The 11,992-nt window shown below is 43.7% G+C and carries 9 protein-coding genes; 3 read left to right on the top strand and 6 right to left on the bottom strand.

Features of this window, described 5'->3' with window-relative positions:
* Positions 1–115: 115 nt before the first annotated feature.
* From QQ041_RS16490 to QQ041_RS16480, 3 genes are all read right to left on the bottom strand, one after another.
* Positions 116–2,023 (bottom strand): GGDEF and EAL domain-containing protein, encoded by a 1,908-nt coding sequence (locus tag QQ041_RS16490; RefSeq protein WP_146491594.1) that lies wholly within the window; start codon positions 2,021–2,023, stop codon positions 116–118.
* A 178-nt stretch (positions 2,024–2,201) separates the two neighbouring features.
* Positions 2,202–3,401: an enoyl-ACP reductase FabV gene (gene fabV / locus QQ041_RS16485; RefSeq protein ID WP_285954500.1), complete on the bottom strand. Its 1,200-nt coding sequence runs from the start codon at positions 3,399–3,401 to the stop codon at positions 2,202–2,204.
* A gap of 81 nt (positions 3,402–3,482) precedes the next feature.
* On the bottom strand, positions 3,483–4,100 hold the full coding sequence (locus QQ041_RS16480; protein WP_076657240.1) for an arylesterase: 618 nt from the start codon (positions 4,098–4,100) through the stop codon (positions 3,483–3,485).
* Between QQ041_RS16480 and QQ041_RS16475 the strand changes: the two genes are divergently transcribed.
* The 3 genes from QQ041_RS16475 (at position 4,099) to QQ041_RS16465 (ending at position 9,200) form a co-directional block, all read left to right on the top strand.
* Positions 4,099–4,773: an ABC transporter ATP-binding protein gene (locus QQ041_RS16475; protein WP_285954499.1), complete on the top strand. Its 675-nt coding sequence runs from the start codon at positions 4,099–4,101 to the stop codon at positions 4,771–4,773. The genes QQ041_RS16480 and QQ041_RS16475 overlap by 2 nt on opposite strands.
* Before the next feature lies 1 nt (position 4,774).
* The gene (locus QQ041_RS16470) at positions 4,775–7,213 is read left to right on the top strand and encodes an ABC transporter permease (RefSeq protein WP_285954498.1); all 2,439 of its coding nucleotides are present in this window, start codon (positions 4,775–4,777) and stop codon (positions 7,211–7,213) included.
* 532 nt (positions 7,214–7,745) lie between these two features.
* On the top strand, positions 7,746–9,200 hold the full coding sequence (locus QQ041_RS16465) for an FAD-dependent oxidoreductase (RefSeq protein ID WP_285954497.1): 1,455 nt from the start codon (positions 7,746–7,748) through the stop codon (positions 9,198–9,200).
* A gap of 131 nt (positions 9,201–9,331) precedes the next feature.
* On the opposite strand, the gene QQ041_RS16460 is transcribed toward QQ041_RS16465, so the two are convergent.
* The 3 genes from QQ041_RS16460 to QQ041_RS16450 all read right to left on the bottom strand — a co-directional run bounded on the left by QQ041_RS16460 (position 9,332) and on the right by QQ041_RS16450 (position 11,920).
* Positions 9,332–10,282 carry a biotin-dependent carboxyltransferase family protein gene (locus tag QQ041_RS16460; protein WP_285954496.1) on the bottom strand — a complete coding sequence of 317 codons (951 nt, stop codon included), beginning with the start codon at positions 10,280–10,282 and terminating at the stop codon, positions 9,332–9,334.
* Positions 10,275–11,042 (bottom strand): allophanate hydrolase subunit 1, encoded by a 768-nt coding sequence (locus QQ041_RS16455; RefSeq protein ID WP_285954495.1) that lies wholly within the window; start codon positions 11,040–11,042, stop codon positions 10,275–10,277. The genes QQ041_RS16460 and QQ041_RS16455 overlap by 8 nt, the downstream gene beginning before the upstream one ends.
* 134 nt (positions 11,043–11,176) lie before the next feature.
* On the bottom strand, positions 11,177–11,920 hold the full coding sequence (locus tag QQ041_RS16450) for a 5-oxoprolinase subunit PxpA (RefSeq protein WP_285954494.1): 744 nt from the start codon (positions 11,918–11,920) through the stop codon (positions 11,177–11,179).
* Positions 11,921–11,992 lie beyond the last annotated feature (72 nt).

Here is an 11,992-nt window from a genome sequence, read left to right as displayed (position 1 = left end):
GGAATGCCTATATAAGGGGAAAGATAAAAACAGAAAGGCGGCGATTATAAAAATCACCACCTTTAGAGTAAAGAGAAAGTAGACCTAAATCCAAAACTAACTGCTCTTTTTCGCTTTAAGCGTAACGAGTAGTCCCCAAATAGTTTTGATTGATTAAGCTGTGTTCGAATTCTTGGCTCGGCATTGGCCTTCCGTAAAGGTAACCTTGGCCCACATCGCAGCCTTCATTGATAATAAATTGCTCCTGAACTTCCGATTCTATGCCTTCAATGGTTACTTTTAGGTCGAGCTTTTTGGCAATTTGGACAATAGAACGAACAATTTCCGAGTCTTCCTGAGAGTTAAGCATTTGATCAATGAAGCTCTTGTCAATTTTAATGGTATCGAACGGAAATTTCTTCAGGTAACTGAAAGAGGCGTAGCCTGTCCCAAAGTCATCAAGTGACAATGTAACTCCAATGTCGTGCAACGATTCCAAGGTGTTCTTAGCGACAACTTCATCTGCAATAAGGCCGCTTTCCGTGACCTCAAGCTCTAAGAAGCTAGGCTCTAAGTGGTAGGTTTCGAGTAGGTGAACCACTTGTTCCGCAAAGTGTACGTTCTTGAGTTGAATTGCAGATACATTCACGGCCATTTTGAAATCATCGACGTATTCGGACCACTCTTTGGCTTTTTCAATCGCATTACGTAGAACAAAGCTACCCACTTCGAAAATCAAACCGTTTTGCTCAGCCATATGTATCAGGGTTTCGTTAGAAATGTCACCCAAAACAGGATGTCGCCAACGAAGCAAAGCTTCTGCACCAACCCAGCGATGTGTTAACGGACAGACTTTGGGTTGAAAGTAGAGCATAAGGTCATCATTACGAACGGCTTGAAGCAAATAGCCTTCGATCTTATTAATGTGGGTTTGTTCTTCGGTATGAGATTGAGAGTAGTAAGCGAACTTTTGTCCTGAATCTTTACACGCTAACATCGCTTCAGAAGACTTTTGTAGAATGCTTTCCGCGTCATCTTCGCCGTTCGTAATTGCAATTCCTATAAAGGCATGCAGATGCACTTTGTCACTTTCGATATCGAATTCTGAATGCCCGACCTTAACTAGCGTTTGGCAGAGTTCTTCGAGGCGTTGGTGCAAATCTTTAACGCTAAACGCCAATACGAGGTCAACCGAAGTAGGGCGTGCAGTTAATACATCAATATCAGAAATACTGTCGATGCGTTTTCGGTATTCAACAAGCACTTGGTCTAACGCGTTATAGCCGTATCGAGCCTGTATGCGTCTGCCGTTGGTAAAACCAATATGAACGACGGCAAATGAGCAGTCTGTCAGTCTTTGTTGTGACGCTAGCTTGTGGTTTAAGCGGGATTCAAATGCGTTTCGGTTCAAAAAACCCGTACCGAGGTCATGATTCTTTTGAAAATTGATCTTTTGTTCTGCCGCTCTTCGCTTATCAATCTCTTGATTTAATGAATAATTGAGGCTAGCGAGATCTTTAGTACGTGTATAAACACGATTTTTCAAGTCTCTATTCATTTGAGTGAGCTTAGCATGCTGAAACAGGGTTTTAAGCTGAGATTCTATCGAGGTACGAAAGCTTTCCAAAAGCTTAATATAGGTTGGTGTGTAGTGATTCTCTTTCGAATCCAAGATACAAATGGTACCGAACAATTCGCCGTTAGGCCAAAGTAGTGGGATACCACAGTAAGAGACTAAGCCTAGTTTGATGTCAGGGTTGTCTTCCCAGTCAGGATCAGCGAGGGCATTGGGCACAACAAGTTGTTGTTGAGACTCCATCACCGTTTCACAATAAAGCCCATTGCCTAAGGTTTCAGAATCGCCTTTGTTGTATGGGTTGTTTTTACTGCGACTGGTTGAGAACACTTCAATATAGTTGGCGTGAACACGCATGATGAGTGCAGCAGGCACTTGAGTGATTTGAGCTAAGAGGTCAACAATGTTCTGCCAACCGGACTCCATATCGTCTGGAATATCTAAGTCTAGCGTTTTTATTTTCTTCATATGACTCCGAGTCAATTATGCTAAATGCATCAACACATCCTGTGTTAATTATGATGAACCAAATAAACTATGAATCTTACGTTTAGTAAGTATAAGAAATGTTGCACGAAAAAACCTCCGCAATTTTGCAGAGGTTTTCAAATGTGAATCCGGATCTCAGTAATGAGATAAGTTTCGATTAAGGCTTTAACTTTATAAAATCTTCTGTATTAAGTTTCTGGCTATAGTCTACCGATGGTTGAGCAAATCCATTTAATTGCAGAAATTCCTCTTTAAACCCTTGGTAATCGCCTAAAGTTTGGAAGTTGTTTTCATCCATATTTTCTATTAGCTCAGTTACGTGAGCTTGGGTTTCTGGGTCTAGTTCCCAATCATCCATACGAATCAATCGCTCGCCATCAAGCGGTACTTTTGATTGACCATAAAGTTTGCTGCTAAACAGACGCTGCATTTGCTGGATACAACCTTCGTGGGTCTCTTTCTCTTTCATCACTTTATACAAAGCAAGTAGGTACGGGCTGAGTCCTGGGATGAAAACGCTCGCTTTAGTGACTAGGGCTTTACAGACCGTAGCGTAAGCGTTGCCATCAAAGTTTGCTAACTCTAGGTTAAGTGCGTGGCTTGTTTGATGAAGGTCAATCTTAGCGCGTCCCAGCGTACCATCTAAGTAAATAGGGTGCGTGACTTCTGGACCAACATATGAAAATGCGATTGTCTTGCAACCTGGTGCAATAGATTCAGCGTTGATGAGCTCATCTATCCATTGTTCCCAATCTTCGCCGCCCATCACTTTGAGTGTGCTTTCGGCTTCTTCTTCCGTCGCGGCATCAAGAGTGTTGGTCACCCAGTTGTCATGTTCCAGCGAAATAGTTGCACCCGTTACGCTTTCCCCAATAGGCTTAATCGCAGAGCGCCAAAATTCCTCAGAATCTGGTTTAGGACGAACGCCTGCAGCTAAGCTATAGATAATTAGATCCACTTCACCTTCGAAGTAGGTTTCAATGGCTTCGACAACTTGTGAACGTATTTCTTGCGAAAATGCGTCGCCAACGATGTTGATAGCAGTGCGTTGCTCTCGTTCGGCTTCTTTTTTGAAGTAGATGTTGTTGTACCAACCAGCACTACCTAGGGATTTTTCGTTTGGACCGCGCTCGAATGAGACGCCTATAGTGTCAGCTTTTGCGCCGCCAAAAGTAAGGGCAATACGAGCGGCAAGGCCAAAGCCCGAGGAAGCTCCGATAATCAGTACTCGTTTAGGGCCATCTTTGATTTGCGGCGCACTCTTAACAAACTTGATTTGTTGCTTTACGGCTTCTTGACAGCCAAGAGGGTGAGCGCTTTTGGCTACCACACCCTTGATAACAGGTTCGATCAGCATAAATAACCTTACAGTTAACGGTGATATGCACTCAGGCTAACGTAAAACTGTGTAAAATTTATTGAGCTAGACCATTAAAACTTAAAGATACTGATATAATTCTTCGGCGACGAATTCAGCAATCCAAGGTTGAGCTTCTGGTTTTGGATGCAGTCCATCGTTCATCATCCACTCAGGTTTAAGGATGATATGCTCTAGGAAAAACGGCAAAAGTGGCACGTTTTGTTGATCAGCAAGCGCTGCAAAAACGTATTCAAATTGCTGGTTGTAACGCTTTCCGTAATTCGGTGGGATTTTAATCTGCATCATTATAGGTTTCGCGCCTGCAGCTTTTATCTGCTCAATGATTTGATCAAGATTCGCAGACATCAGCTTAGGTGGGAATCCACGAAGCCCATCATTCGCACCAAGTTCAATAAGAACGGTGTCTGGAGCGTGTTCTTCAAGCAATTGTGGTAGGCGAGCTAAACCATTGCCAGTTGTGTCACCAGAAATACTTCCGTTAACTACGGTTACCGTTTTGTCATGCTTTGCTAACGCGTCTGGTAACAAGCTTGGCCAACTCTGTTTGATGTCCATGTTGTAACCAGCACTCAAGCTATCACCAAGGACCAGTAACTTAGAATCTAACTCGGTATCTTGAGCCAAAGAAGCGGTTGAAAATAAAATAAAGAATAAAAAGGAAATTAGTCTAGTCATGCATACATCCATCATTAAAGCCGAATCCGTTTCGAAGACAGTGTCTACTAATCAAGAACATTTAACAATCCTAGAGCATGTTGATATTGACATTCGCGAAGGCGAAACTGTCGCGATTGTCGGCACGTCTGGTGCAGGTAAATCGACCCTAATGACGTTGCTTGCCGGGCTTGATGTACCAACGAATGGCGAAATCAGTTTACTAGGGCAGTCACTTTCACAGCTTGATGACGAAGCTAGGGCGAAAATCCGAAGTGAGTCGGTCGGGTTTGTATTTCAAAGCTTCTTATTAATTCCAAGCCTTTCTGCGCTACAAAATGTCACGCTTCCTTGTTTACTTAAAGGTGAAGACGAAGACATCGAACGTGCGACGGCTTTGCTTGAGTCCGTGGGCTTGCAAGACAGACTTGATCACCTGCCATCTCAGCTATCAGGCGGTGAACAACAAAGGGTCGCTTTAGCTCGTGCTTTTATGATCAAGCCAAAAATCCTTTTTGCTGACGAACCAACCGGTAACTTAGACCAACAAACCGCAGCAAAAATCGTTGAACTATTATTTGAGCTGAACTCTTCTCACGGCACCACATTAGTATTAGTGACACACGATCCTAAGCTTGCGCAACGTTGCCAAAGAACACTTAAGATGCATGTCGGTCAGATAGAGGAAGTCTAAATTGAATTCATCAAACGGACTGAACAAACGCCTGTTCTCATGGAGTGTCGAAGAGATTCGACACGGTCAGTTGTGGCCAGTTTCCATAGCACTAACACTGATCATTGCGTGTGTTTTTGCATTGTCGGCATTGGCCGAACGTATGGAGCAGGTGATTGTTAAACAAGGCAAAGATGCGCTTACTGCCGATAGTGTGTTTATCTCAGCAAACCCAATCCCGCAATCCTTATTAGACCTCACTAAAGTTGAGCAATTTGAAAGCTCTCAGTTGACTCGTTTTTCAACCATGGCATTCAGTGACAACTCGATGCAGTTAGTGACGGTGAAAGCGGTTGAAAGTAATTACCCTTTACGCGGTGAGATGATCTTAGAGGGTGCAGATAAAGCATCCAGTAACCATGTTAAGCCGGGTGAACTTTGGTTAGACGAGCGAATATTCGCACAGTTAGAGGTTGAGATTGGTGACAATGTCACTATTGGCGATGCCGATTTAACGATAACTGGGCGAATCAAACAAGAACCAGGCTTGAGCTTTAACCCATTCCAACAAATGCCTGCTGTGCTAATTCATACCAGCGATATCGAGGCCACTGGAGCGATTCAACCGGGCAGTCGTGTTAGTTTTAGGCTGTTTCTAAACGGTGATGATACAAAACTGAAAGCCGCGCAAGAGAGTATAGAATTAACACCAAGCGATCGCTGGCGTACTCAAGACTCAGCTAGTCGTACCAACGACATGTTCGAAAGCACAACTCAATATCTTTCGTTAACCGTTGCTATCGTTGTGATCATGGCTGCGACCACTTTGGTACTCACGTGCCAACATTATGTTGCGAGTCGTCGCAAAACCATCGCGATGCTTAAGAGTTTGGGAGCAAGCAAGCAGTGGATCGTTAAATGGTTGTCAGTACAGGTATCTCTGTTAGTGGTTATCGGTGCAGTACTGGGAATTACCATCGGTATCGGCTTAGAGTTTTTGCTTCGTATACCTCTGGGCGACTTATTACCAACGCCACTTCCTAGCTATGGTATTGAACCTGCTATCTTGGCTATTTTATCAAGCATCTTAATTGGTGTTCCTGCTCTTGGTATTCCGTTAATTGGCTTGGTCAACACTTCTGCAATCAGCGTTATTCAATCAAGTCATCAGTCCAATGAAAGCTACAAGAAATACTCGTTGTTACTGGTACCGATTATTCCAATGATGCTGATGTATGGCGACAATCTATTGGTATGGATAGTTCTAGCGGGTATCGCTTGCTTGTTCTTAGTGCTCGCGATTGTCAGTACGTTTGTTCTGCGTTTAGTTGGCAAGCTGCCGACAACGACATCTATGCGTTTGGCATTAAGCCGAATTAATCGCACACCATTAGCAACAGGGATTCAATTTGGTTCTTTAGCGCTATCTTTGATGCTGCTATCGATCATTTGGTTGGTGAGAAGCGATCTACTGTCAGATTGGCAACAAACCTTGCCCGAGAATGCGCCCAACGCGTTTGCACTTAACATTGCAAGCTATGAGAAAGACAGTTACCTTGCAACCATTGATGAAAATGAAGTCGAACGTACTCAAGCATTCCCAATCATTCGTGGACGATTGACGACTATCAATAGTGTCGAAGCATCTGAGTATAGCGACACATCAGAGCGAACTGATGCTCTAAGTCGCGAAATCAACTTCACATGGGGAGATAGCTTGCCCGAGTACAATGAAGTGCTTGAAGGCAAATGGACGCAGGAGCAGGGCGTATCTGTTGAATCTGACGTGGCTGAGCAGCTAGGTCTGAAAATTGGAGATGAACTTGCTTTTACCATCAACAGTCAAAATGTATCAGCCAAGGTTAACAGCATCCGTAAAGTAGAGTGGCGAGAAATGAAGCCGAACTTCTACTTCATATTTACGCCAGATGTTTTGAGCTCTATTCCTTCTACTTGGCTCGTGAGCTTTAGATTAGAAGAGCGACACAATCAAATGCTCAACGAACTCTCTCGAAATCACCCAACCGTGAGTTTGATGGATATTCGTAAGATGGGCAGCAAGATCCAAGAGTTGCTCAAACAGATTGTTTGGTCGATAACGGTACTTGCGGCGTTAGGTGTGGTTGCGGGGCTGTTGCTTATCTTTACTTTGTTGAGATTGAGCTTATCTCAAAGACAACAAGAAATACGTTTATACCGAACGTTAGGCGCAAGTAAGAAACGCATTCTCAATACCATTTGGTGTGAGTACGGTTTAATGGCATTAGTGGCAGGCTCAATTGCTGCGCTCGGTTCTGAGCTCAGTGTCGCAGGGGTAATGAACTTTGGCTTCGAACTAGAACCTTCACTCCACCCGATGCTTTGGGTGGTGCTACCTGTGCTAACATTTATAACATTGGCCGCAGTGGTGAACAGCTTGATAAAACGTCTATTGGCACCAGTAAACAAGGATTTTGGTTAGTCATTAGCGTGATCTAACCAAATGCTTAAAACGGTTTAAAAGTGAGATTATTTGTATTTAGTCATGCACTATTTATAAGGCGTCGCTTTAGACCGTTTTTTATTTGACCAACGCGTAGCACAACTAGCAAATATCTCACCTTTATTTTCCAACTTTTTAGTATTTTTTAAAACTAATTGCGCAATAATGCCGATTTAATGAACAGTGGTTAGTCCCTGTAAACAAAGGGTTTGCGCAACTTAGCAAGAACGTTATCAACAGTTATCCACAAAAACGGTGGATAACTTTAGGGATAAGTTAACCTCTATGTTTTAAGAGTACTTAGGCAGCCTTTATGTGGCGTCACTTAGGACAAATTTGACTGTTAGAATAACCTTCAAAACTCTATCTGGAGTTATTGAGTCAAGAGGTTATTTATGTTTTTTACATAGATATTAAATCCCGCCTATCTAAGACCTTGATAAAAATGTGTTTTAATTCATCTCAGAACAAAAGTAGAATAGCGGCAGTTAATCTTATTCTACAGAACACGATGAACCACAACAAAACGGATACAAATCAACCTTCTATTGCCATTGTTGGTGGTGGTATTGCCGGAACCACGAGCGCTATTCATTTTAGTGAGCTGGGTTTTAAGGTCATTATCTTGGAAAAAGGGCCAAGTTTGGTTAATGGGCCACCCATTTGCCACTTGCACGCTGGCGGCAATTTGTATCGAGATATTTCTGTAGAGCAGTGTCTTCAGTTACTCACGCAGTCAATTGATACCGTCCGCTTGTTCCCTCATACGATCAATATTCGTCCTACAATCATCGCGGTTCCGCACAGTGATGGTGGAGAACCGTTGGATCTACTTCCTCGCCTTAAGATAATCAAGAACGCTTATGCCGAGCTTGTTAAACAAGATAAAAGCAACCAAGTGCTTGGTGATCCGGAAGAGTATTACAAGCTGTACAGCAAACAAGATTTATTAGCGCTTTCTGCGAAAACACAGCCTCTGAAACCCACATCGCTTGATGATTGGTGTATTCCTTTTGCCAAACATACCGATTTAGAAACCCTTAAGTATCCTGTTGCTATGGTTCAAGAGTATGGTTGGAGCGTATTCCGCTTATCTGCAACCGCTCAACTCTCTTTGGGGCAACAAGCAAACTGTACTGTGTTAACCAACAGCCGATTACAATCTGTTGAGTCGACAGGCCAAGCTTGGATTTTGACTTATACAGACGCCGAAAACCAAAGTTGTCAACTAACGACCGATTACTTGATCAATGCGAGTGGATTTGAAACGGGTATCGTGGACGACTTTGTTGGCTCTAAGCAGCAAAGACTTGTTGAGTTTAAAGCTGCATACGTTACAGAGTGGCCATATTCACAACGATGTAAGGAAGAGTGGCCAGAGGTTATCTTCCATGGTCCTAGAGGCACACCGCAAGGCATGGCCCAATTAACGCCGTATGCTGATGGTGTGTTCCAACTTCACGGTATGACAGAAGGGATTACTCTGTTTGAGGGTGGTCTTGTTTCTTCATCAACAGATTCGTCACAGCCACAGTTACCTTCGAAGCTTCTTAAGAAAATCGTATCGGGTTGGAGTGAAGAGCAGCTTGAATTAAGAACTCGTGCTGCAATAAAGCATATGTCTCAGTTCATTCCAAGTTTTCTCTCTGCACAGGTGGGCGGCAAGCCGTTGTTCGGTGCTCAACAGATTCCGGGAACCGATCCTAGCTTACGAGCTTCAGACGTTTCATTCTGTGGTGATCGCTATGCTCGACTTGAAGTAGTAAAAGCGTCTTCAACGTTAGAGGCGGCGCAAAAAGTTGCTGAGCAATGGTTTGATATTGCGGAGGCTGTTTCGATTGAAGAGATCCACCCAGTGACGCTGTCACTTAAGTTGGGTGATATTGAAAATAGAGCGATAGGTTTAACTCAAGAGCGCGGATACCCAAATGCTCTTGCTAAGGTATCAGGGCAAGAACACGGTTAAAATTACGCTAATTCGCCTAGCGCTTAAATCGCGATTGTCTTGCCAAAAGCACAGTCCAGCTTGCTGCCAACAGTAAGCTGGACTTTTAGTTTATACGTCTTGATCGAGTGGCATTTATCTGAAGGTGCGCATCAATAACCGAAAAATTGCGCCCACTGACACCATACATCTTGTAAGCCCAGCCTGTCGCCTTTACTAAACGATATTTCATGTCCAGGTTTGGCTTGTGCTAAGCGTGGTAAGTCGATTCTCGCGACGCAACCAATCTTCGGGTAACCACCAATGGTCTGCCTATCATTTAGCAACACGATAGGCTGCCCATCTTGGGGGATTTGAATAGAGCCCAAGGCGATACCTTCTGACAAAAGCGAAATCTCAGGCGAGGCGACTGGGTCGCCACTAAGTCGATAGCCCATCCGATTAGAGTTTTGATCAACGTGATACTGTGCGTTATACAAAGTCTCTTTTGCTGACTTCGAGAATAGCTCGCTTTGATAACCTTCAATAACTCGTAGGTTCACGGGTAGGTTGTAATTAGGTGTGTATCGGAAGGTGACACTCAGTGCTTTAAATGGGCGAGATAGTTGGTGTTGGGTAAAAGCTATTTGTTGCCCTTGCTGGCATGGCTCTCCATCTTGTGTTAATCCACCAATCTTTTCACGAGTCACTGTAGAACAGCTATGAAGAGTTAATGGAACATCGAAGCCACCCTTAACGGCTAAATACGCCCTTAGACCATTTTTAGGTAAACCAAATGAAAGAACTTGCCCTTCGAAAGCTTGAAAAGTACGCCAGTTAGATAGTGGTTTACCATCGAGCTTAGCTTGTAAATCGCCACCACATAATGCCATTTCGCAATCAAAATCGATTCGCAACGCGCATTGCCCAAGCGTAATTTCCAATACCGCTCGGTTTACTGGGTTTCCCAATAAGTGATTGGCCCAGCTATAAGAGTAATCATCAACCGGACCTCCTTGTGTCAATCCAAGGTGAGCAACACCAAATCGCCCAAAGTCTTGAATTAGACTCAACGGTCCGGGCTTAATCACTGTCAGTGTTGGTTTAGCTATTGTTTTAACCATTAACGGCACCTCCACTAATCGCCATAAACCTAAGCTCAATAAATTCTTGTTTTGATATCGCGGTGAAACGAACGGTGTCACCGACATTAAGTAGTGATCGTGGCGTTTGCGTGTTACCAGCGTTCTTCAATTGGCTGTGCTCAAACAACGGCAGCGGGCAATTGCCAATAATATTCCAGCCACCCGGTGAATCCGAAGGGTACACAGCCGTTTTTGTATCCGCGATGGCGATACTGCCTTTCGGTACATTTAAGCGGGGTGTGGAATGACGGGGCAAAGCAAGCTCATTAACCACATCAGACATAAACGCAAAGCCAGGCGTAAACCCAATCGCACTGACGCTGTATGTCTGTGAGGTGTGGTATTGAATAATATCGTCCAGAGACAGGTCTTTGTCTTGATACCTGTCTAAATCGAGCGCCGTTTCGGGTGAATAATAGGCAGGAAGATCAATAGTATTACGAGTGTTACTCACATTAGAGAAAGACGATAGAGAGTGATTCAACAAATCATTGAGTTGTTGAATGAACTGATGTTCTGAAACTCGATAAGGCAAGTAGTCTACCAGAACGGTGTGGTAAGCCGGTGTCACATTCATCAACACTGATGCTAAGTTTTGGCGAATAGCATCGGAAAAGTGAGCCATGTACTGCGCATATTCAGCACTAGATTGTTTATTTGAAGGCGATAGCGTCAAGGTGACCAAGATACTACATTCTGCGACTGGCACTATATTGAATTCAATCTGATTCGTCGTCATTTCGTTTCCATACGTTTGTTTGCTTACCTTTGGTTTGATTACTTGGCGTGTCTAACTTCCGTGTCCAGGAACTAGATTTTATGAGTTATTGGTTAGGCAAGCGATTAAGCCGTGCGCCCTACACATCACACGCGCTAGTTAAAAGCATTGAGGTCTTGTCTGATTTTTCTAATTAATGCGATGGATTGAGGGTTATCGCCATGGACACAGATGGTATCCGCTTCAATGGGTAGCCTTTCACCTTCAATGGTCGTGACAGAACCATAGTTAATGATTTGCATGACTTGGTTGTAGATGTCGTCTTGATTGACGTAAACCGAGCCTTTTTGAGTTCGCGGTGATAACTGTCCGTTATTTAAATAGGCACGATCGGCAAATGCTTCAAATAAGAGTGGCAAGTCGTGATCGTCAGCAATATTCAAGTATTGCTGATTGTCTGATGAAGAGAGAATCATCAAGGGGATATTAAACTCAGCGACCGCTTGGGCAACAGCGTTGAACACATCGATATTTGCCATCATATCGTTGTAAAGGGCACCATGAGGTTTCACGTAGCCGACAGAGGTATGGTGATAGCGGCAAAGCGCTTGTAGTGCACCGACTTGATAGCAAACCAGTTCACTGATTTCATCCATGGTATGGGGGATAGAGCGACGTCCAAAACCAACTAAATCTTGATAACCGGGGTGAGCACCAATTTGAGTATGATAGTGCTGAGCCAGTTTAATGGTCTTGGACATAACGTGCGGATCGGAAGCGTGAAAACCACAAGCAATGTTCGCCATATCAACCCATTCCATGACAGATTCATCATCGCCCATCTTCCAGTTACCGAAACTTTCTCCCATGTCGCAATTAAGCAGAATCTTCGTTGTCACGTGGTGTTAATCCTTTACGTTGTTGTATCTAAAGACGTTCGTATAAATGACAGAATTAAACAGTGACCTAAC

Source organism: Vibrio sp. TMPB1044, from assembly GCF_030442075.1.
In the GTDB taxonomy this organism is placed as follows: domain Bacteria; phylum Pseudomonadota; class Gammaproteobacteria; order Enterobacterales; family Vibrionaceae; genus Vibrio; species Vibrio satsumensis.
This window is presented reverse-complemented; position numbering and strand designations above follow the sequence as displayed.